Below are 21,991 nucleotides of genomic sequence, written 5' to 3' on the forward strand. Positions count from 1 at the left end.
CTATGGCTGGTTTTCAATCAGCCAAGGACGCTCGCATGCCTCTCTCTTTCAACGGCCGTTTCCGCCCCAACGCGTCGATCGCTATCTTCTGCGCCGCACTGGCCATGGCCGCGCCCGCCCATGCCCAGTCGCCCGGCCGCACTTTCGCCTACGACATGCCAGCGCAACCGCTGGGCGACGCCTTGCTGGCGCTGGGCCGCCAATCGGGCCTGCAGATCTCGTTTCCGCCGGCCGCAGTGGCCGGCAAGGTCGCGCCCGCCCTGCGGGGCGAAAACTCGGCGCTGGCGGCGCTAAACCAGTTGCTGGCCGGTTCCGGCCTGGCGCTGCGCGCCGATGGCCCGGGCCGCTACATCGTCTTCGTGGACAGGACCACGCCGTTCTCGGCATCGCGCCTGGAACCGGTCCGGATCTACGGCGAACAGATCGGCGGGCGTGTCTACAGCCGCGAGGAGATCGAGGAGACGCCATCGTCCAACCGGGATATGAGCACATTGGTGGCCACGCATCCGGCGGTGCGCACCAACCCGGGCGCGGCGGGGTCGCAGAATCGTGGCTCGCTGGATGTCGAGGAAATCTCATTCTACGGCGCCAGCCCCTATCAGAACCTTTACCGCATCGACGGCATGGACGCGACCAACCGGGTGAATCCGGCCAGCAAGAACCTCAACCTGCAGATTGGCAACGTACCGAGCAATTCGCAGTCCTATTTCATCGATACCCGCCTGCTCGAAGAAGTCCACGTCCACGACAGCTTCGTGCCGGCGGCATACGGCCGTTTCACCGGCGGCGTGGTCGACGCGCGGCTACGCAGGTTCTCCGGCAAAAACGGGCTGAAGCTGGATTACCGCTGGAACACGTCCAATATGACCCAGCAGCGGATCGCCCCTGGCGAAGAGAACGCTTGGGCGCAGGGCAAACCCGGCTTTGCGCCCAAATGGAAAAAGCAGTTTTACTCCGCCATCGGTGACATCGCGGTCAACGACAAGGCCGGTATGGTCCTTGCCATGTCGCAGCGGCAATCCCAGATAACCCGCGCGCTCCTGGGCGTGGATGAGACCGGCAAACAAATCGTCTATAACCACAACCACTATCGCGACCACATCGATAACTTCCTGGGCAAGTTCAGCGTGCAGGCCAACGCCGATACGACCGCCGACCTCGTCCTGAAATACAGCGACCGGCGCGAAACACTGGCCAGCGATATTTTTCGCTACACCCATTGGGACCACAATCATCGCGCCTATGGGCTGAGCGGCAACCTGGAGCGCTTCTTCCCGGGCGGACGTGTGACGCTGCAGGCCGGCTGGGATCATGCCCTGAGCAACCGCAAATCGCCCGACAACGAATTGATAACCCACGTTGTCTTGCCGCTACCCCAATACACCAGTGGTGGCTTTGGCCGGGAACAGACCCAACAGGACACCTGGTCGATCAAGAGCCGCGTCGACCTCGACCCGCTCCACACCGGCGCGCTCACTCACAACGCCTATGCGGGCGTCGAACTCCAACAGATCAATGCCGGATTCAAGCGCTTCCAGGATTCGTATTCTCTGAACCGCGTCCACCACGCCGACGGCACCTATACGGATCGCAGCAAGACCCACAATCTCCCCGGCAGCGTCGATGTGAAATACCACACGGAAAGCCTGTATCTGTCCGATCGCATTGCATGGCGCAGACTGGCCCTGGACGCGGGACTGCGCTACGACCACGAGAGCTTCCTGCACACCGGCAACCTTGCGCCGCGCACCCGCCTGGATTGGGATATGTTCGGTTCGGGCGATACGCTCTTGAGCGCGGGCTGGTCCCGCTATTACGGCGCCGAAGTACTGCAGACAGCACTATGGGCCGAACGCCAACGACTGTCGCGCCTGGAGATCGACGGCAAAGGTAACCCTGTCGACCGTGGCCCCAAGCCCTACGTGACGGAGTATGCAGGGCTGCGCATGCCCCATGACGACGAGTGGGCCGTCTCGTTGCGCCAGCGCATCGCCAACGTGGAAGGCAGGATCAATTACGTGCGCCGAAACGGACGGGATCAATGGACCCGGCAGCGCATCGCCAACGACGATCCATACCGCTATCGCTACACCAACGACGGCGGGTCCACCACCGACAGCATCCACATCATGCTCAAGACCCTGGAGCCGTGGCGCGTCGGCAAGACCCGCTGGAACCTGGTGGCCACCTGGGGCTGGCAGAAACGCAAGACCAACAACGATCTGATTGAGGGCTACGACGGCGACGCGCGCGACCCTGACGAACGCGTTCTCTACAACAACGCCGAAATTCGCGCCATCGACCTGCCCCCCACCTCCTTCTACCAGCCCCAGGTCGCCACCTTGACCCTGATCGGCGCCTATCCCAGCGTCGGCGTCACATGGAGCAACATGCTGAACTGGCGCGGCCGGCGCGCGGCAACCGTTTATGACGGACGCGGCCCGGCGCCGGCGCTCCTGGACCGCTACAAATCGGCGGATATGGCGTCGTACTGGACGTGGGACACCAAGCTGACCTGGCAGCCGCCTGTCATCCAGAGGCTGACGTTGACGATTGAGGTCCTGAATCTGTTGAACCGGATGCCGGCGGTCGCACCGAGCAATCCCAGAAGAAGAACCAGCCCCGACACCTATCAATCCGGACGCGAACTCTGGCTGCAGGTCGGCTACCGCTTCTGACCGAATCGGACGATATGACCGATCACACGTCGCTTCGGCACTGAGGTATCCCTCGGCTCGCGGCGTCCCACTGCCGACATCCACGGAGCCAGGACGCCCTCATGCCACGCCATGCCCACCCCGCGCGCACATCGACGCTTCTTTTCTGCGCCTTGCTCGCCCTCGCCGTTCCCGCGGTCGCCCAACCATTGACCGACGCCCTGCGCCTGTGCATCCCCTCCCTGCCGCTGGGCGATGCGCTGGTCGAACTGGGCCGCCAATCCGGCCTGGAGATATCCTTCCCGCCGGAGGCGGTGGCGGGCAAGATGTCCCCGGTGGTGCGCGGCAAGTTTGCCGCCCGATTGGCCCTTGACCGGATGCTGGAAGGCTCGGGGCTGGCGCCGCGTGCGGACGGCGCGAACCGCTACATCATCCAGGTCGACAAGCCCGACGCGGCCAGCACTTCGCAGCTCGATCCCGTGCGAGTCTATGGCGCGCAGGTCGGCGAACGTCTCTACGGCGAGCGGGAAATCGCCTCAACCCCGTCCGCCAACCACGACCTGAGCACGCTGGTGGCGAACCATCCCGCGGTGCGCACCAACCCCGGCGCCGCCAGCTCCCAGAACCGCGGCTCGCTCGCTGTCGAAGACGTTTCCTTCTACGGCGCCAGCCCCTACCAGAACCTGTTCCAGATCGATGGCGTCGATGCCACCAACCGTGTCGACCCGGCCAACAAGAACCTGGCCCAGATCGGCGGCAACGTGCCCAGCAACCCGCAGTCGTACTTCATCGACACCAGCCTTCTGGAAGCCGTGCACGTGCGAGACAGTTTCGTGCCGGTGGAGTATGGACGCTTCAATGGCGGCGTCGTCGATGCGCAGTTGCGCCGTTTTTCCGGCAAGAACCACCTGAAATTCGACTACCGCTGGAACACGTCGAACATGACCCGGCAACGCGTCTCGCCGGGGCAGCAGAAAAAATGGGCGCAGGGGGAACCCGGCTTCACGCCGCGCTGGGAAAAACGCTTCTATTCGGCCGTGGCGGACCTCGCCGTCAATGACAAGGCCGGCATGGTGCTGTCCATGTCGCACCGGCAATCCCGGATCGAGCGCTGGGGCCTGACGGCCGATGACGCCGGCAAGCCGCTGCGCACGCCGAATTCCTATCGCGACCGCATCGACAACTTCCTGGGCAAATTCAGCGTGCGCGCCAGCGCCGACACCCTGGTCGACCTGACGCTGAAATACAGCGATCGCAACGAAAGGCTGGTCAGCAATACCGCCCGCGACACGCAATACGACAACAACCATGGCGCATACGGCCTGACCGGGCGCCTGGAGCACCGGTTGCCGGCAGGACGCCTGATGTTGCAGACGGGCTGGGACCACGCCATGAGCAACCGCCGCTCCGCCAGCCGCGAGTGGGTTACGACACGGCCCTACAACCGGCCCTTGTATTTCAAAGGCGGGTTCGGCCGGGAACAGAAGCAACAGGACACCGCACACCTCAAAGCGCGTATCGACCTGGACCCGCAGCGCGGCCGGGCATTCACACACAATGTGTACGCGGGGATCGACGTGCAACAGATCGACGCGGCGTTCAAGCGGCCGAGGCTGTCGACCGCCTACACGCGCATCTACGACAGTCTGGGCGATTACATTGATACCAATATGTACCTGTGGCGGCCGGGCACCGTGCGGGCGCGCAGCCGCACGGCCGCGCTGTATCTGTCCGATCGCGTCGAGTGGCGGCGGCTGGCGCTGGATGCCGGGCTGCGCTATGACCACGAAAGCCTGTTCGGCAGCAACAACCTCGCGCCGCGCACGCGCCTGGACTGGGACGTGTTCGGATCGGGCGACACCTTGCTGAGCGGCGGCTGGTCGCGTTACTTCGGTGGGACGGTGCTGGAAACCGCGCTGGAAGCCCGGCGCTTGCGGCTGTTGAAACAGTTGACCGACTTCCAGGGCAAGCCCGTGCCCGCCGGCAAACAGGATTTTTCCGTGGACTACAGCGGGCTGCGCATGCCGTATGACGACGAATGGGCGCTGTCGCTGCGCCAGCGCATGGCGGGACTGGAAGGCCTGCTGGGCTACGTGCGTCGCAACGGCCGGCAACAATGGACCAAGAGCGGTAGGATCGACAAGGGGTTCAAGTACCGCAATGGCGGCAGCTCCATCACCGACGCCGTCAGCCTGACGCTGCGCACGCTGGAACCGTGGCACGCCGGCCCTACCCGCTGGACCATGCTGGCGTCGTGGAGTTGGCAGAAGCGCAAGGCCAACGCCGACCTGGCCAAAGGGTATGGCGATGACGCTCACGGTCCCGACGAGCGGGTGATCTACAACGGCACGGAGATCCGCGCCATGGATCTGCCGCCCAGGAGCTACCACCAGCCCCAGACCGCCACGCTTGCCCTCACCGGCGCCTACCCTGCCACGGGGCTGACGTGGAGCAACATGATCAACTGGCGAGGCAGGCACGACGGCATCATGTTCGTGGGCAGGGGTCCCGAGCCGTACCGGCTGGACAGCTACCAGTCGGCTCGCCTGCCCTCATACTGGACCTGGGACACCCGGCTCACCTGGCAACCCACCTTCATGCCTCGGCTGGAGCTGACCGTGGATATCCTCAATCTGCTCAACCGCATGCCCGCGATCGTTGCCAGCAATCCCAACCTGACGACCGACTACAGCACCTATCAATCAGGGCGTGAACTCTGGGTGCAGGTCGGCTACCGCTTCTGAACAACATATCAGACCACGCGCCATGGAGCGCCAGGGCCGCAGTCCCTAACATGCGCCGCGGCCATCCCGGCCACGGCGCGCGGACGATCGGATCTCACGCATCAATCAACAAATCGAAATCCATATAGATTATTCATCGATTGCGCGCTGAGGTATTGCAACTGTCGCTGCGTCCTACGCCTGACACCAACGCGACACGGAACGTATCGATGCCCCTGCGTGGCAAATCCCGGCTCCGGCCGAACGCCCTGGCCGCCGTCCTGCATGCCATTCCGCTGGCCCTCCTGCTGGCGGCCCCGTCCACCGTGTCTGGCCGGCAGCCCGCCTCCATGCCATCCGGCATCGCGTCCAACGCCGCCGCTTGCCACGCCCCGGCGGGTTGGAACATCGCCTGCCTGCGCGCGCGCTATTCCGGACCCGTAGCCGGTTGGCCCGCGCCCACCATCGACGCCGGCGTGCAATGGAATGAATGGGCGCCGGTCCCCGCCGTCGCCAGCCCCCCGCTGCAATGGACCGCCGCCAATCTGGGTCAGGCCGAACTGGCCGCCGACGTGGCGCGGCCGGCAGTCGTGGCGCTGGGCCAGATGCTGTTCTTCGATACCCGCCTGTCGCGCAAGGGGCAGGTGTCCTGTGCTTCCTGCCACCAGCCGCAGCGCGCGTTCACCGACGGCCTGCCGCTGGCGGTGGGCGAGGACAAGCTGATGGGGCGGCGCCGCTCGACGCCGCTGTATGCCGCGCCGTTCGCGCCGAGCCTGTTCTGGGACGGCCGCGCGGCCAGCCTCAAGAAACAGGTGATGGGGCCGCTGCACGACCCGCGGGAGATGAACCACGACGCCGCCGGGGCAGTGGCGCGGCTGCGGGAGACCGACATGTATCCCGCGCGCTTCCTGGAGGCGTTCGGCGGCGCGCCGGCGGCCCAGGCGTCAGTGGCATCGACACCGACATCTGTGATCGACGCCGACCGCCTGGCGCGCGCACTGGCCGCCTACGTGGCCTCGCTGCGCCCCGAGAAGACCCGCTTCGACGATTTCCTGGCCGGCCGCGCCGAGGCGCTGGACGACACCGAATTGCTGGGCCTGCACCTGTTCCGCACCCAGGCGCGCTGCATGAACTGTCACAACGGCCCGCTGCTCACCGACCATCAGTTCCACAACATCGGCCTGTCCTTCTACGGCCGCCGCAACCAGGACCTGGGGCGCTACGAGGCCACGCGCGATCCCGCCGACCTGGGCAAGTTCCGCACGCCGAGCCTGCGCAACGTGGCGCAGGCCGGCCCATGGATGCACAACGGCCTGTTCCCGGACCTGCGGGGGCTGCTGCGGATGTACAACGCCGGCATGGGCCGTGAAGCGCCGCCGGCGGATCCCCCGGACCCGTATGCGCCGCGCAAGTCGGAACACATCAAGCCGCTCGACCTGAGCCCGGCCGAGATCGACGCCCTGCTGGCGTTCCTGAAGACCTTGTAATCCGATCCGACGACAACGCGGCGCGAGAAAAAAGAATGGCCGCGGCAGAGCCGCGGCCATGGACCTTTCTGTGTGCGGACGGCCGCGCCCTGGCGGGCAGCGGCCATCAGGCGCGCATCACGAGTAGGGACGCTCGCGCAGACGCGTGTGATGATCGACGACGGTGTCGATCACTTCGCGCAGGATGGTTTCGGCCAGGGCCGGCGGCACGCCGGCCTCTTCGGCCAGGCGGCGGATGCGCTGGACCTGCTGGTCTTCGCGCACCGGGTCCACCAGGTCCATATCGTTGGCCTGCTTGAGTTCACCGATCATGTCCGTGCAGCGGAAGCGCACGCCGAGCAGCAGGATGATCTGCTGGTCGATTTCATCGATCTCGGCGCGCAGCGATGCCAGTTCGGCTTTCGGGGAATCTTGATTGGCCATGTCTTTCAACCTTGAACGATATCCAGCTTGGCGATGCCCAGCGCCAGCGTCTTGGCGCCGACATCGCGGAAATGGATTTCCGCCTGGGCGTCCTGTCCCGCGCCGCTCAGGCTGACGATGGTGCCGTCGCCGAAGCGCGCGTGGTGCACGCCCTGTCCCACACGATACTGCTTGTCGCCCACCGTGACGCCGGCGGCCGTGCCGCGCGGTTGACGCGGCGCAATGGTGTTGGTCGGCTTGCGACCGAAGGCGTCGCCACGATTGCCGTTCCAGCCGCCGCCCGCGTTCAGGGCAGGCGCCAGGCCGGCCTTGGGCGACAACCATTTCAGGTGCTGCTCGGGGATTTCGTCGAGGAAGCGCGAGCGCATGGCGTAGCGCGTCTGGCCATGCAGCATGCGGCTTTGCGCCAGGCTGATGTACAGGCGCTGGCGCGCGCGGGTGATCGCCACGTACATGAGGCGGCGCTCTTCTTCCAGGCCGGATTGTTCCAGGATGCTGTTCTCGTGCGGGAACAGGCCTTCCTCCAGACCGGTGATGAAAACGGCGTCGAACTCCAGGCCCTTGGCCGCGTGCACGGTCATGAGTTGCACCGCGTCCTGGCCCTGCTGCGCCTGGTTGTCGCCGGCTTCGAGCGCGGCGTGCGACAGGAAGGCGGCCAGCGGCGTCAGGCCGTCGGCCACCACCGGCGCCGCATCGACCACGCCGGGCATCAGCGTGCTGGACGTGTCCTGCGCCGGCACCACGCCCGCCGGCAGGCCGTCGTAGTTTTCCTCGGAGGCGAACACCGCCGCGGCGGTGATCAGTTCGTTCAGGTTTTCAAGGCGTTCGGCGCCTTCGCGCTCGGCCTTGTAGTGCGCGTTCAGGCCGCTGGCTTCGAGCATGTGCTCGACCATTTCGGGCAGCGGCAGGTCGCGCGTTTCCTCGGTCATGCGATGGATCAGCTGGGCGAACTGGGCCAGGTTGGAGCCACCCTTGCCCCCCACCAGCGCCACCGCCGCGTACAGGCTGGAGTCATGGGCGCGGGCCGCGTCGGCCAGTTGTTCCAGCGTGCGCGCGCCGATGCCGCGCGTCGGGAAGTTGACCACCCGCATCCACGAGGTATCGTCGTGCGGATTGGCCATCAGGCGCAGGTAGGCCAGCGCGTGCTTGATTTCCTGGCGCTCGAAGAAGCGCAGGCCGCCATACACCTTGTAGGGAATGCCGGCCGAGAAGATGGCGTGTTCGATCACGCGCGATTGCGCATTGCTGCGGTAGAGCACCGCGATCTCGCGGCGCAGGCTGCCCTCGTGGATCAGCGAGCGGATCTCGTCCACGATCCATTGCGCTTCCATGCCGTCCGAGGGCTGCTCGATGACGCGCACCGGCTCGCCTTCGCCCTGGTCGGTCCAGAGGTTCTTGCCCAGGCGGCCGCTGTTGTGGCCGATGAGCGCGTTGGCGGAGTCCAGGATGTGGCCGTAAGAGCGGTAGTTCTGCTCCAGGCGGATGACCGTGCCGTGCGCGTAGTCGCGCTCGAAGTCGGACATGTTGCCGACGTTGGCGCCGCGGAACGCGTAGATGGACTGGTCGTCGTCGCCCACGGCGAAGATCGCCGCGCCGCCGCCGGCCAGCAGCCGCAGCCACTTGTACTGCAGCGTGTTGGTGTCCTGGAACTCGTCGACCAGAATATGGCGGAAGCGGCGCTGGTAGTGCTCGCGCACCGGCGCGTTGCGCGACAGCAGTTCGTAGGCGCGCAGCAGCAGCTCGGCGAAGTCGACCACGCCTTCGCGCTGGCACTGGGCTTCGTAGAGCTGGTAGATCTCGATCAGGCGGCGGCGGTGCGCGTCATAGGCTTCGACGTCGGCGGGGCGCAGGCCCTCTTCCTTGGCGCCGTTGATGAAGCGCTGCACGTCGCGCGGCGGGTATTTTTCGTCGTCGACGCCGTTGGCCTTCATCAGCCGCTTGATGGCGGCGAGCTGGTCGGTGACGTCGAGGATCTGGAAGGTCTGCGGCAGGCCGGCGTCGCGATGATGCGCGCGCAGCATGCGGTTGCACAGGCCGTGGAAGGTGCCGATCCAGAGGCCGCGCGTATCGATCGGCAGGATGGCCGACATACGCGCCAGCATCTCGCGGGCGGCCTTGTTGGTGAACGTGACGGCCAGCAGCCCAAAAGGCGAGGCCTGGCCGGTTTGAATCAGCCAGGCCATGCGGGTGGTGAGCACCCGGGTCTTGCCGCTGCCCGCCCCGGCCAGGACCAGGGCGTGCTGCGGTTCTAACGTTACTGCGGCGCGTTGTTCAGGATTGAGCTTCTCTAGCATCATGCCGCGTAGCGGCGCAGACGTTGAGCGAATTGCTCGAGCCCGGCGATGCCGCTTTGCTGGGCGCGCTGGCACCAGGCCTGCAGGTCATGGAGGAGCTGTTCGCTGCTGGCGCTGGAGCTTTCCCAGATACGGCCGAGTTCGCGGCGCATCTGCACCAGCGTGGAGAGCGATTTGCTCTGGGCGATGGCGCTATCCACGGCGGCCAGCGTTTCCGGCTGCAGGATGTCCTCGTTGCGGTGGATGGCGCGGCGCACTTGGTGCAGCTTGGTCCAGTCGCATTCCGCGCTGCCCTTGTTGCGCGAACCCTTCAGCTTGGCGAGTTCTTCGCGGGCCGCGCTCTTGATCACGTCCGCATAGCGGGCCATGACTTCGTAGCGGTGCGTGATCACGCCTTGCAGCGTGCGCAGGTCGATGCCGGTCTTGGAATCATCCAGCTTGAGCTTGGGCGCGACCTTCTTGATCTTGGCCAGGCCCAGGAACTTCAGGATGTTGATGTAGCACCAGCCGATGTCGAACTCATACCACTTGGCCGAGAACTTGGCCGACGTGCCGTGGGCGTGGTGGTTGTTGTGCAGCTCTTCGCCGCCGATCACGATGCCCCACGGGAACACGTTGGTGCTGGTGTCCGGGCTGTTGTAGTTGCGGTAGCCCCAGTAGTGGCCGATGCCGTTGACGACGCCGGCCGCCCAGAAGGGGATCCAGGCCATCTGCACCGCCCACACCGTGACGCCGATCGCGCCGAACAGGGCGATGTCGATGGCGAGCATGGTCAGCACGCCCCACAGGCTGTGCTTGCTGTAGACGTTGCGTTCGAGCCAGTCGTCAGGCGTGCCGTGGCCGAACTTGGCCATGGTTTCCTTGTTGTTGGATTCTTCGCGGTAGAGTTCGGCGCCGCGGAACAGCACCTTCCAGATGCCGAACAGGATGGGCGAATGGGGATCGCCTTCCTTTTCGCACTTGGCGTGGTGCTTGCGGTGGATGGCCACCCATTCCTTGGTGACCATGCCGGTCGTCATCCAGAGCCAGAAGCGGAAGAAATGCATGACGGCCGGATGCAGATCCAGGCCCCGGTGCGCCTGGCTGCGGTGCAGGAAGACGGTGACGGACACAATGGTGATGTGCGTCATGACCAGGGTGAAAACGACGACCTGCCACCAAGTGGCTTGGGTCAGACCGCCGGCAATGAAGGAGAGGATGTAATCCATAAAGCTGTAGTGAGCCTCGCTTGAAGAGTGCCTGAAGTTTAGCTTACCTTTGCCGCGTTATGACAATGGAGTTTCAAAATAGTTTTTGAGGGAAATCAAGGACTAAGCCCCACTTTTGACCTGCTTTTGAACTTTTGACGGCAAGCTTGCGGCCGGGTCGGCGCCCTGGCTGCGACGCCGCCGGCGCCTTCCAGGCAGGGAAACGTCGCCGCATGGCCACTGTGATTTGGACAGTCTGGCTGATTAAAGTTCCTGTAAGGCGGACGCGCTGTCTTGCGACCGCCACGCACCTGGCGCACACTTTGGCCCGCAGTCACCCCGCCCACACCGCTACACGATGCTTCCCATAACCATCCGACCCCTTTTTACCGCCGCTTTGGCCGCCGCGATGCTCGCTCTGGCCTCGCCCGCCGGCGCCCAGTCACTCAAAACGGGGGACGTGGCTGTGCTGGCGTCCTATTATGAAATCCGCGGCGCGGATTGCCTGGCGTTGCGCGCGCCACGCGTGACCATCACGCTCCAGCCTCGGCTGGGCAGCGCCAGCGTGGTGCATACGCGAGGCCAGTCCAGCAATTCGGGACGTTGCGCATATAAGACAGTGCCGATCGCGCAAGTGGTGTATCAGGCAAATCAGCCCGGGTCCGATTCGTTGGCCTGGGAAGTGAAATATCAGAACAAGACCGTCGGCATCCGCCGCTACAGCGCCACGCTCGGCATCGCGCCGGCGCCTTGAGCCGGCCCCGGCGAACTCACGTACCGCAGCCTGACCAGGCCCATACCACCGATGGCGGGCCAGCGCATAGACTGACCCGCCATCGGCGCACTCGGCCCGGGCTCAGGCCACGGGCTTGTCCTGGTCCGCGCCGGCCGTGACGGGCGCGATGGCGTCTTCGGCGTCGGCAACCGCCACGTCGGCGGACTGCGCGCCCTCTTCCGGCCGCGCCTCGGCGGCGGCGTCGAGACCGGCCTCAGCCTGCGCCGCGGTTGCGGCGCCCTTCTTGCGGCGCTCGAACACGGCGGCGAAGAAGCCGTCGGTGCCGTGGACGTCCGGACGCAGTTGGACGTAGGGTCCTTGCAGCGTCAGGTTCTCGCAACGGCCGGCCAGGATCTCGGCGGCATCCAGGCGTTCGAAGTCCGGATGGCTGGCCAGGAAGCGCTCGGCCTGCGTCTCGTTTTCCTCGGCCAGCAGGCTGCAGGTGGCATACACCAGCCGTCCGCCGGGCGCGACGCAGCGCGCAGCGCTGTTGAGGATGCGCTCCTGCAACTGCCCCAGTTCGGCCAGCGCCTCGGGATGCTGGCGCCATTTCAGGTCGGGATTGCGGCGCAGCGTGCCGATGCCGCTGCACGGCGCGTCGACCAGCACGCGCTGGGCCTTGCCGGCCAGGCGCTTGACGCGGGCGTCGTTCTCGCTGTCGATGACAACCGGCACTACGTTCGACAGGCCGCTGCGGGCAAAGCGCGGCTTGGCGCGCGCCAGGCGGGCAGCCGAGACGTCGAAGGCGTAGAGGCGGCCGGTCGAGCGCATCAACGCGCCCAGCAACAGCGTCTTGCCCCCCGCGCCGGCGCAGAAGTCGATGATCATTTCACCGCGGCGCGGCGCCACCAGCAAAGCCAGCAGTTGGCTGCCCTCGTCCTGCACTTCGATGCTGCCGTTCTCGAACTGCGGCCAGCGGTTGATGGCGGGGCGGCCTTCCATGCGGATGCCCCAGGGCGAATAAGGCATGGCCACGGGTTCGTAGCGGCCGGCCGTTTGCTGCAGCTCGGCCAGCATGGCATCGCGCTCGACCTTGAGCGGATTGACGCGCAGGTCCAGGCTGGCCTGGCGGTTGAGCGCCTCGATCAACGATTCCGGGCTGTCCATCGCGCCCAGGCGCTCGTCGAGCCAGTCGGGGATGCTGCCGCGCACGGCGCGCGGCAGGGTCGCCAGGTCGATCTGCAGCACGCGTTGCAGCCATTCGGCCTCGGCCGCGTCCAGGCCTTCCTGCAGCGCTTCCTTGCCCAGCGTGGCGGCCAGGCCCAGGATCGCCAGGCGGCGCGAGGCCGGCCCGACGCCGCTTTCGCCGAACTGGCGGTAGCGGCGCAGGTGGCGCAATACGTCATAGACGGCCTCGGCCACCTCGGAACGGTCGCGCGCCCCCAGGCCGGGGTGGCCGCGCAGCCAGTGCGACAGTGCGGCGTCGGCCGGATACGTCCATTGCAGGACCTCGCCCAGCACCCGCTGCACCTGGTCGATGCGGCTGGCGGCGTAGGACAGGCGCGGACGGTTGAACTGCGGCTTGTGCGTGGCGGCATCGCGCTGGCCTTGGCCTTCGCGACGATCCGAGCCGGCGGAACCGCGCTCGCCGCCCCGGCCTTCGCCACGCGGGGCGCCATAGGACGGGCGCGAATCCGGGCGGCCAGCGCCTTCGCGGCGGTCCGCGGCGAAGGAACCCCGGTCACCGCCACGGCCTTCGCCACGCGGCGAACCGTAGGACGGGCGCGAATCCGGACGGCCGGCGCCGTCGCGGCGGTCCGAGGCAAAAGCGCCGCGCTCATTGCCACGGCCCTCGCCACGCGGGGCGCCGTAGGACGGGCGCGAATCCGGGCGGCCCTGGCCTTCGCGGCGATCCGGACTGTACGAGCCGCGTTCGCCGCGCGGCGCGTCATAGGAAGGGCGTGGCGTCGGGCGGCCGGCGCCTTCGCGCCGGTCGCCACCGACGGAACCGCGTTCGCCACGGCCTTCGCCACGCGCCGCATCGTAGGATGGACGCGGCGCCGGACGGCTGTCGCGGCGCTCGTCCGGACGGCCTTCGCCGTCACGGCCGCCGGCGGCGCGCTCGGCGCGCGGCGCGCGTTCCTGGGCGGTGCGGGCCTCGCCCTTGGGGCGCGAGAAAAAGGACCGGCCGTCACGCCCTTCGGCGGAGCGTCCGCCGGTGGCTGCCGGGCGGGAACGCGGAGTTTGAGGTTTGCTCATGGTGTATTCCAGTGGGACGGGCACATGCCGCCCGATAAATGCGATTTCCGGGCCATTGACGGCCCGGCTGCGCGGCTGGCGTCGGCTCAGGCCGCGGCGGTCCAGGTGAACAGGCGGTCGGGATCGCCCTGCACGTCCACCCGATGGTCATTCGTCAGCGTAACCCGGCCTTCGGCCAGCCAGCGCACGGCGGCCGGAAATGCCTGGTGTTCGACTTCCAGCACCCGCTCGGCCAGCAGTTCGGGAGTATCGCCGGCCAGGACCGGCACGCAGCCCTGGGCGATGATGGGCCCATGGTCCAGCACCGGCGTCACGAAATGCACGGTGCAGCCGTGCACGCGCACGCCGGTGGCCAGCGCCTGGGCGTGGGTGTGCAACCCCGGGAACGCCGGCAGCAACGACGGATGGATGTTGACCAGGCGGCCGCTGTAGCGGTTGACGAAGCCGGGGGTCAGCACCCGCATGAAGCCTGCCAGGATGACGTAATCCGGCGCGTGCAGGTCGATTTCGGAGGCCAGCGCGGTGTCGAAGGCTTCGCGGCTGGCGTAGTCCTTGTGGTACAGCGCGGCGGTGGCAATGCCCTGGGCGGCGGCCCATTCGAGGCCGGCGGCGTCGGGCCGGCTGGCGATCACGGCAGCGATGGTGGCCGGCCAGCCTTGTTGGCGACAGGCCTGAACCAGGGCCTGCATGTTGCTGCCTCGTCCCGAGATCAGGATGACGATGCGGCGTGGCGATGAAGAGGTTTCCGGCAAGATGAGCAATCCAAATTGGGGGTGACGAACAATCCCGTAACCCAAAATTGTAAACTCTCGCTCGTGAAACCACCGCTGCGTATCTACCGATCCCTTCCGCCGCCCGCCCAGCGCGCTCCCAGCGCACTGACCATCGGCAATTTCGATGGCGTCCACCGCGGACACCAGGCCATGCTGGCGCGGGTCTGCCAGGTCGCGCGTGACCGGGACCTGACCCCGGCCGTGATGACCTTCGAGCCCCACCCGCGCGAGTACTTCGCCACGCTCAACCAGCGCCCCGAGCTGGCGCCGACGCGCATCTCCGGGCTGCGCGACAAGCTGGCGGCGCTGGCGCGCTACGGCATTTCCCAGGTCGTGGTCGAGCGCTTCAACGCGCGCCTGGCCGAAATGTCGGCCAACGCCTTCATCGAGAACCTGCTGGTGCGCGGCCTGGACACCAAATGGCTGCTGGTGGGCGAGGACTTCCGCTTCGGCCACAAGCGCAGCGGCGACATCGATCTGCTGCGCGAAGCCGGCCTGCGCCATGGTTTCGAGGTGCAGACCCTGGCCGACGTCACCGACCGCCACGGCCACCGCATCTCCAGTTCGGAAGTGCGCACCGCGTTGGCGGTGGGCGACCTGGACCGCGCCCGCCACCTGCTGGGCCACCCGTTCCACATCAGCGGCCACGTGATCCACGGCCAGAAGCTGGGCCGCACCCTGGGCTATCCGACCATGAACCTGCGGGTGGCCGAGCGCTGCGCGGCCCGTTCCGGTATCTATGTGGTGCAGGTCTACGGCCTGGCCGAACGCGCCCTGCCGGCGGTGGCCAGCCTGGGCGTGCGCCCGACCGTCGAGGACCGCGGCCGTGTCCTGCTCGAGGCGCATCTGCTCGGCGAGACCGTCAACGCATACGGTAAACTCGTGCGTGTCGAATTCCTGCAAAAGCTGCGGGACGAAGAAAAATTCCCTGATCTCCCTTCCCTGACTGCCGCCATCGCCGAAGACGCGCGAAACGCGCGCGCCTATTTTGCCGTTCATGGACTATAAAAAAACCCTCAACCTGCCCGATACCCCCTTCCCCATGCGGGGCGACCTCGCCAAGCGCGAGCCCGCCTGGATTGCGCAGTGGGAGGAAAACCACGTCTACCAGGCCATCCGCGCCGCCAGCCGCGGCCGTCCGCGCTTCGTGCTGCATGATGGCCCGCCCTATGCCAACGGTGACATCCACATCGGCCACGCGGTCAACAAGATCCTGAAGGACATCATCGTCAAGAGCCGCAACATGGCCGGCTATGACGCGCATTACGTGCCGGGCTGGGATTGCCACGGCATGCCGATCGAGATCCAGATCGAAAAGAAGTACGGCAAGCACCTGCCGGTGGCCGAAGTGCAGTCCAAGGCGCGCGCCTACGCGCTCGAACAGATCGATCGCCAGCGCAAGGACTTCAAGCGCCTGGGCGTGCTGGGCGAGTGGGATCGTCCCTACATGACGATGAACTTCAGCAATGAAGCCGACGAGATCCGCGCCCTGGGCCGCATCCTGGACAAGGGTTATGTGTTCCGTGGCCTCAAGCCCGTGAACTGGTGTTTCGACTGCGGCTCGGCGCTGGCCGAGGCCGAGGTCGAATACGCCGACCGCGTCGACCCGGCGGTGGACGTGGCCTTCCCGTTCGCCGAGCATGCCAAGCTGGCCCAGGCCTTCGGCCTGGACCAGGTCGATGACGGCGCCATCGTCATCTGGACCACCACGCCCTGGACCATCCCGTCCAACCAGGCGCTGAACCTGCATCCCGAAATCGAATACGCGCTGGTGCGCGTGTCGCCCGCGCCCAAGTTCGGCCCGCTGCTGCTGCTCGCGCGCGAGCGCGTCGAGGCCTGCCTGAAGGCCTGGGACCTGGAAGGCGAAGTCATCGCCACCGCCCCGGGCGCGGCGCTGGCGGGCATCGCGTTCCGCCATCCGCTGGCGCGGTTCGAAGCCGCCTACGACCGCAAGGCGCCGGTGTTCCTGGGCGACTACGTCACGGCCGATTCCGGCACCGGCGTGGTGCACTCGGCTCCGGCCTACGGTATCGAGGACTTCATCTCGTGCAAGGAGCACGGCATGAAGGACACCGACTTCATCAGCCCGGTCATGGGCGACGGCAAGTACGTCGACAGCCTGGCGCTGTTCGGCGGCCTGTCGATCTGGGACGCCAACCCCAAGATCGTCGAGGCCCTGAAAGAAGCCGGCGCGCTGATGCACGTGGAAAAGCACAAGCACAGCTACATGCATTGCTGGCGCCACAAGACGCCGATCATCTACCGCGCCACCAGCCAATGGTTCGCGGGCATGGACGTCAAACCCAAGGACGGCGGCCCGACCCTGCGCGAATCGGCGCTGGCCGGCATCGACGCCACCGCCTTCTATCCGGCCTGGGGCCGCGCCCGCCTGCACGCCATGATCGCCAACCGTCCGGACTGGACCCTGTCGCGCCAGCGCCAGTGGGGCACGCCGATGGCCTTCTTCGTGCACAAGGAAACCGGCGCGCTGCATCCGCGCACCGCCGAACTGCTGGAACAGGTCGCGCAGCGCGTCGAACAAGGCGGCATCGAGGCCTGGCAGACGCTGGACCCGCGCGAGCTGCTGGGCGACGAGGCCGATCAATACGAAAAGAACCGCGACACGCTGGACGTGTGGTTCGACTCGGGCAGCACCCACGCTACCGTGCTGGGCGGCAAGGACCGTGATTTCGCCGGCTCGCACGGCGCCGAACTGGGCTGGCCCGCCGACCTGTACCTGGAAGGTTCCGACCAGCACCGCGGCTGGTTCCACTCGTCGCTGCTGACCGGCTGCATGCTGTACGGCCAGCCGCCCTACAAGGCCCTGCTGACGCACGGCTTCGTGGTGGACGGCCAGGGCCGCAAGATGAGCAAATCGGTCGGCAACGTGATCGCGCCGCAGAAGGTGTCCGATTCGCTGGGCGCGGAAATCCTGCGCCTGTGGGTCGCCTCCACCGACTACTCGGGCGAGCTGTCGATCTCCGATGAAATCCTCAAGCGCGTGGTCGAGGGCTACCGCCGCATCCGCAACACGCTGCGCTTCCTGCTGGCCAACCTGGCCGACTTCGACGCCGTGTCGCAATCGGTGCCCTACGGTGAACTGTTCGAAATCGACCGCTACGCGCTGGCCATGACGGCGCAGATGCAGGCCGAGGTGCAGGGCCACTACGAGCGCTACGACTTCCACCCGGCGGTGTCGCGCCTGCAGACGTTCTGCTCGGAAGACCTGGGCGCGTTCTACCTGGATATCCTGAAGGACCGCCTCTACACCTCCAAGGTGGACAGCGTGGCCCGCCGCTCGGCCCAGACCGCACTGCTGGACATCACCCAGACGCTGCTCAAGCTGATGGCGCCGATCCTGTCGTTCACGGCCGAAGAGGCCTGGAAGGAACTGGTCGGCTCGGCCCTGAAGCACCAGGCCGACGCCGCCCGCGTCACCATCTTCACCGAGGTCTACCACGCGCTGCCGCCGTTCGCGGACGCCGAGGCCCTGTCGGCCAAATGGACGCGCCTGCGCGCCATCCGCGCCGAGGTCCAGCGCAAGCTGGAAGAAGTGCGCACGGCGGGCGACATCGGTTCGTCGCTGCAGGCCGAGGTCGACCTGTACGCCAGCGGCGAAGACCAGCAACTGCTGGCGAGCCTGGGTGACGACCTGCGCTTCGTGCTGATCGTGTCGCGCGCCAGCGTGCACGCCGGCGAGGGCGAGACCCGCATCGAGGTCACGCCGTCCAGGCACAAGAAGTGCGAGCGCTGCTGGCACTGGCGCCTGGACGTGGGCCAGGATCCGGATCACCCCGAGATCTGCGGCCGCTGCGTGTCCAACCTGTTCGGCTCGGGCGAAGCCCGCGACAAGGCCTGAGCATGGCCGGCCCACAAGGCTCCGCCGCCGCTGCGTCCGCCAGCGCGCCCCGCGCGCGGGTGGGGCGCTGGCTGGCCATCGCCCTGGCGATCGTCGTGGTGGACCAACTGACCAAGGTGTACTTCAACACCTCGTACCAGTATGGAGAACGCCTGAACCTGCTGCCGTTCTTCGACTTCACGCTGCTGTACAACCGCGGCGCGGCGTTCAGCTTCCTGGCGTCCGAAGAAGGCTGGCAGCGCTGGTTGTTCACCGGCTTGGGCGTGGTCGCCGCGGGGGTCATCCTGGTGATCCTGCGCCGCACCCGCGGCCAGCCGCGCTTCTGCCTGGCCCTGGCCATGATCCTGGGCGGGGCCATCGGCAACGTGATCGACCGGGTAGTGTATGGCCACGTGGTGGACTTCCTGCTGTTTTATTGGCGCGACTGGTACTACCCGGCCTTCAACGTGGCCGACGTCGGCATCACCTGCGGCGCCGTGCTGCTGGTGCTGGACGAACTGCTGCGGGCCCGCAAGCCACGCGTCTGACCCTGTCACCCGCCCTTTCGAAACCCGGCCCCTGGCCGGGTTTTTGCCTTGTTTGAGCCCCCCTGCACGCATGGCGAACGGCGCGATGCGGCAATGCAGAATAAAATCACTGTCCGTTCCCTGATTTGACGGCGTCCCAACGCCGTCCGAGACCCATGCTCGACCTCGCCCGCAAACGCATCGTCCTCGGCCTGACCGGTGGCATCGCCTGCTACAAAATCGCCGAGCTGGTGCGGCGCATGACCGAACAAGGCGCCATCGTCGACGTGGTGATGACCGAGGCGGCCACGCACTTCATCACGCCCGTGACCATGCAGGCGCTGTCCGGCCGCCCCGTGTTCGTCGATGCCTGGGATCCGCGGGTGCCCAACAACATGGCGCACATCGACCTGACGCGCGGCGCCGACGCGGTGCTGATCGCGCCGGCCAGCACCGATTTCATGGCCAAACTGGCGCACGGCATGGCCGACGACCTGCTGTCGACGCTGTGCGTGGCGCGCGCCTGCCCGCTGCTGGTGGCGCCTGCGATGAACCGCGAAATGTGGGCCAACCCGGCCACCCAGCGCAACGTGGCGCAACTGCGCGCCGACGGCATCAGCATCCTGGGCCCGTCGGCCGGCGAACAGGCCTGTGGCGAAACCGGCGACGGCCGCATGCTGGAAGCCCATGAAATCCTCGCCGATCTGATTGCCTTCTTCCAGCCCAAGCTGCTGGCTGGCCGCCACGTACTGCTGACCGCCGGTCCGACCTCCGAACCGGTCGATCCGGTGCGCGTGCTGAGCAACCGCTCGTCGGGCAAGACCGGCTACGCCCTGGCCCGCGCCGCGCGCGAGGCCGGCGCCCGCGTCACGCTGATCACCGGCGCCACCGCCCTGCCCGTGCCGCGCGGCGTGACCGCCCTGTCGGTCATGACGGCGCGCCAGATGCACGACGCCGTGATGGCCAGCGCCACCGACGCCGACGTGTTCATCGCCGTGGCGGCCGTGGCCGACTGGCGCGTCAAGAATGTCAGCGACCAGAAGCTGAAGAAGACCAGCGAGGGCGGCGGCGCGCCGCAGATGGAATTCGAACCCAACCCCGACATCCTGGCCGAAGTCGCCAAGCTGCCGGACGGCCCGTGGTGCGTGGGCTTTGCCGCCGAGACCGAGAAACTGGCCGAGCACGCCGAAGCCAAGCGCCAGCGCAAGGGCATCCCGCTGCTGGTGGGCAACCTGGCGCACAAGGTCATGGACGCCGACACCACCGAACTGGTGCTGTTCGACGCGCAAGGCGCACACCCGCTGCCGGCCGCCGACAAGCTGGATGCCGCGCGCCGCCTGATCGCCGAGATCGCGGCGCGGCTGCCGGCCTGACGCAATCGCCTATCGGGCCAGGAAAAACGCCAGACACCAGTCTGGCGTTTTTGTTTGTGGCGCCCGCCGCATGCGAGGGCGGGCGTGCACTCATGGCGCCGGCTCCGGTTCGCGGCCGGTGGTCTGCAGATGCGCCATCGAGCCATAGCGGCCTTGCAGCGCATCCCATTCGGCCGCATCGAAGAAGGTCATGGCGCCTTGCCCGAAGCGCTTGGCGATCTCGATGCAGAAGCGCATCGCCACGTCGGCATCGACCGCGTTGGTCACGCCGGTGGCGCAACCGGGCACCGTGGTCTGCGCGGTCAGCGCCACGCCGATCACCGGCGCGCCGGTGGCGATGGCCGGCTGCATCAGAGAATTGAGGTGCCACAGACCGTTTTCGTAGGGCGTGATGTCCTGCGTGGTCAGCGGCAGCGTCACGGGCAGTTCGCCGCTGACCCAACCCATCACGTCCAGCATGGCGTCGGGGATGGGGAGCAGATAGCCCTGCCTGGCCACCGGCGTCAGCGCCACGCCGCGGCGGTTCACCAGACGGTTGCCGCGGGTGGTGTCGACCGACAGGATCGCATCCATGCGCGGATCGACCTCGTGCGACATCATTTCGCGCATCGGGAACGGCGAGCGCATCATCGGCACCGGATGGTGCGGGCGGGTGCCAGCGCGCGGGCAGATGTGGGTGTGGATGCGCACGGTGCCGGGCAATACATCGCCCTGGCGCGCCATGGCCATGATCTTGAGGGCGGCGGCGATGGCGACCACGGCGCCGTCGCTGTCGGACACCAGGCCGGTCACGGCCGGGCGCGCGCCAATGCCACCCAGACGGCCGACGATGCCCAACTGCGGCGCGTTGTCATCGGCGCCCCGGATGACGATGGACAGAAAGTCGGTGGCGGCGCCGTCACGCGCCAGCCGCGTGACCTCGACCTCGCAATCGCCCGCCTCGCGCAGATGCTGCGCCACCGCCTCACCCGTGATGTGGGCACAGGACAGCAGTTCGATGGTATCGATGACCTGCTTCATGCCGGGATCTCAACCGGACCGGGCCTGAACAGGCGCGGTTCGGCGGCGCCGATGAACAGCGGCGCATCGTGCGGGCCGACCAGCGTGATGGCCGCATCGCGCACGCGCAGCGCGGCGCCTTCGGGCAGGCCCAGCACGGGCATGGCCGGGTTCAAGACGCAGAACTCGGCCAGCCGCTGCGCGCGCGTTTCGCCGCGATGGCCGGGCGGATGGGCGTTGGTGTAGTGCGGATTGATCTGGAAGGACAGCAGGCCCAGCGCGTCCAGGCCCTCGGGATCGGTGATCGGCATGTCGTTGGTGGTGCGGATGCTGGGGCACGCCAGGTTGGAGCCGGCGCTCCAGCCCAGGTAGGCGGCGCCTTCGCGCACGCGGCGCGCCACCACGCTCAGCAGCCCCTGGCGGCGCAGCTGGCCGAGCAGGTTGAAGGTGTTGCCGCCGCCGACGATGATGACGGCGGCCTGTTCCAGCGCGGCCACCGGATCGGCGGCGCGGTGCAGCGGCTGGATGTCCAGGCCGGTGTCGGCCAGCGCCGTGGTGACCTGCGTGGCGTAGTCGTCCCAGTTGCGGGTGACCCCCGCGTACGGCACGAACACCGCCGGCGCGCCGGCCGGCAGGCCCGCGATCAGTTCGCGGATGTCGGGCAGCGCGTGCGCCAGGTAACCGGCATCGCTGCTGGAATTGCTGAGAAGCAGAAGATTCATGAAAGGCGTTCCGT

General features: G+C 67.1%; 15 protein-coding genes. 8 read left to right on the forward strand and 7 right to left on the reverse strand.

Annotated features, from left to right (window positions below; genetic code table 11):
* Positions 1-35 precede the first annotated feature (35 nt).
* From HV701_RS02740 to HV701_RS02750, 3 genes are all read left to right on the forward strand, one after another.
* The gene (locus tag HV701_RS02740; protein WP_175131597.1) at positions 36-2,678 is read left to right on the forward strand and encodes a TonB-dependent receptor plug domain-containing protein; all 2,643 of its coding nucleotides are present in this window, start codon (positions 36-38) and stop codon (positions 2,676-2,678) included.
* A gap of 188 nt (positions 2,679-2,866) precedes the next feature.
* On the forward strand, positions 2,867-5,401 hold the full coding sequence (locus tag HV701_RS02745) for a TonB-dependent receptor (protein WP_338077759.1): 2,535 nt from the start codon (positions 2,867-2,869) through the stop codon (positions 5,399-5,401).
* 209 nt (positions 5,402-5,610) lie between these two features.
* A complete protein-coding gene (locus tag HV701_RS02750; RefSeq protein WP_175131599.1) occupies positions 5,611-6,867 on the forward strand; it encodes a cytochrome-c peroxidase in 1,257 nt (418 codons plus the stop codon).
* A 117-nt stretch (positions 6,868-6,984) separates the two neighbouring features.
* Here HV701_RS02750 and HV701_RS02755 read toward each other — a convergent pair whose 3' ends face one another.
* From HV701_RS02755 to HV701_RS02765, 3 genes are read right to left on the reverse strand one after another with little or no spacing between them, the layout of a single operon-like run.
* Positions 6,985-7,290 (reverse strand): chorismate mutase, encoded by a 306-nt coding sequence (locus HV701_RS02755; protein WP_054430021.1) that lies wholly within the window; start codon positions 7,288-7,290, stop codon positions 6,985-6,987.
* A gap of 5 nt (positions 7,291-7,295) precedes the next feature.
* A complete protein-coding gene (locus HV701_RS02760; protein WP_175131600.1) occupies positions 7,296-9,587 on the reverse strand; it encodes a UvrD-helicase domain-containing protein in 2,292 nt (763 codons plus the stop codon).
* Complete coding sequence (locus HV701_RS02765; protein WP_175131601.1) at positions 9,584-10,792, reverse strand: DesA family fatty acid desaturase; 1,209 nt, start codon at positions 10,790-10,792, stop codon at positions 9,584-9,586. Before HV701_RS02765 ends, HV701_RS02760 begins: the two co-directional genes overlap by 4 nt.
* Positions 10,793-11,129: 337 nt before the next feature.
* On the opposite strand from HV701_RS02765, the gene HV701_RS02770 reads away from it, so the two are divergent.
* Positions 11,130-11,525, forward strand: a complete 396-nt coding sequence (locus tag HV701_RS02770) for a hypothetical protein (RefSeq protein ID WP_175131602.1) — start codon at positions 11,130-11,132, stop codon at positions 11,523-11,525.
* Between the two features lie 102 nt (positions 11,526-11,627).
* Here the strand turns inward: HV701_RS02770 and HV701_RS02775 are convergent, their stop codons facing one another.
* Positions 11,628-13,007 carry an RsmB/NOP family class I SAM-dependent RNA methyltransferase gene (locus tag HV701_RS02775; protein WP_175131652.1) on the reverse strand — a complete coding sequence of 460 codons (1,380 nt, stop codon included), beginning with the start codon at positions 13,005-13,007 and terminating at the stop codon, positions 11,628-11,630.
* An 824-nt stretch (positions 13,008-13,831) separates the two neighbouring features.
* A complete protein-coding gene (gene purN, locus HV701_RS02780) occupies positions 13,832-14,497 on the reverse strand; it encodes a phosphoribosylglycinamide formyltransferase (RefSeq protein WP_175131603.1) in 666 nt (221 codons plus the stop codon).
* A 63-nt stretch (positions 14,498-14,560) separates the two neighbouring features.
* Here purN and HV701_RS02785 point away from each other — a divergent pair, with 63 nt between their 5' ends.
* The 4 genes from HV701_RS02785 to coaBC all read left to right on the forward strand — a co-directional run bounded on the left by HV701_RS02785 (position 14,561) and on the right by coaBC (position 20,256).
* Entirely contained in the window at positions 14,561-15,526 is a 966-nt protein-coding gene (locus HV701_RS02785) for a bifunctional riboflavin kinase/FAD synthetase (protein ID WP_175131604.1), read from the forward strand.
* Positions 15,516-18,377, forward strand: coding sequence for an isoleucine--tRNA ligase (gene ileS, locus HV701_RS02790; protein WP_175131605.1), 2,862 nt, complete (start codon positions 15,516-15,518; stop codon positions 18,375-18,377). The genes HV701_RS02785 and ileS overlap by 11 nt, the downstream gene beginning before the upstream one ends.
* Before the next feature lie 2 nt (positions 18,378-18,379).
* Entirely contained in the window at positions 18,380-18,904 is a 525-nt protein-coding gene (lspA, locus tag HV701_RS02795; RefSeq protein WP_175131606.1) for a signal peptidase II, read from the forward strand.
* Between the two features lie 155 nt (positions 18,905-19,059).
* Positions 19,060-20,256, forward strand: coding sequence for a bifunctional phosphopantothenoylcysteine decarboxylase/phosphopantothenate--cysteine ligase CoaBC (gene coaBC, locus HV701_RS02800; protein ID WP_175131607.1), 1,197 nt, complete (start codon positions 19,060-19,062; stop codon positions 20,254-20,256).
* Positions 20,257-20,346: 90 nt separating this feature from the next.
* Here the strand turns inward: coaBC and HV701_RS02805 are convergent, their stop codons facing one another.
* Together HV701_RS02805 and pepE are read right to left on the reverse strand one after the other, a co-directional pair.
* Entirely contained in the window at positions 20,347-21,276 is a 930-nt protein-coding gene (locus HV701_RS02805) for a DUF1177 domain-containing protein (RefSeq protein WP_175131608.1), read from the reverse strand.
* On the reverse strand, positions 21,273-21,977 hold the full coding sequence (gene pepE / locus HV701_RS02810; protein WP_175131609.1) for a dipeptidase PepE: 705 nt from the start codon (positions 21,975-21,977) through the stop codon (positions 21,273-21,275). Before pepE ends, HV701_RS02805 begins: the two co-directional genes overlap by 4 nt.
* Positions 21,978-21,991: the final 14 nt, after the last annotated feature.

The organism is Achromobacter pulmonis (genome assembly GCF_902859765.1).
Taxonomy (GTDB): Bacteria; Pseudomonadota; Gammaproteobacteria; order Burkholderiales; family Burkholderiaceae_B; genus Achromobacter; species Achromobacter pulmonis.

Coding starts and splice junctions, on each gene's coding strand:
- ileS (WP_175131605.1), top strand. CDS start 15,516: ATGGACTATAAAAAAACCCTCAACCTGCCCGATACCCCCTTCCCCATG.
- HV701_RS02770 (WP_175131602.1), top strand. CDS start 11,130: ATGCTTCCCATAACCATCCGACCCCTTTTTACCGCCGCTTTGGCCGCC.
- HV701_RS02750 (WP_175131599.1), top strand. CDS start 5,611: ATGCCCCTGCGTGGCAAATCCCGGCTCCGGCCGAACGCCCTGGCCGCC.
- HV701_RS02755 (WP_054430021.1), bottom strand. CDS start 7,290: ATGGCCAATCAAGATTCCCCGAAAGCCGAACTGGCATCGCTGCGCGCC.
- coaBC (WP_175131607.1), top strand. CDS start 19,060: ATGCTCGACCTCGCCCGCAAACGCATCGTCCTCGGCCTGACCGGTGGC.
- HV701_RS02805 (WP_175131608.1), bottom strand. CDS start 21,276: ATGAAGCAGGTCATCGATACCATCGAACTGCTGTCCTGTGCCCACATC.
- pepE (WP_175131609.1), bottom strand. CDS start 21,977: ATGAATCTTCTGCTTCTCAGCAATTCCAGCAGCGATGCCGGTTACCTG.
- HV701_RS02765 (WP_175131601.1), bottom strand. CDS start 10,792: ATGGATTACATCCTCTCCTTCATTGCCGGCGGTCTGACCCAAGCCACT.
- HV701_RS02760 (WP_175131600.1), bottom strand. CDS start 9,587: ATGATGCTAGAGAAGCTCAATCCTGAACAACGCGCCGCAGTAACGTTA.
- lspA (WP_175131606.1), top strand. CDS start 18,380: ATGGCCGGCCCACAAGGCTCCGCCGCCGCTGCGTCCGCCAGCGCGCCC.
- HV701_RS02740 (WP_175131597.1), top strand. CDS start 36: ATGCCTCTCTCTTTCAACGGCCGTTTCCGCCCCAACGCGTCGATCGCT.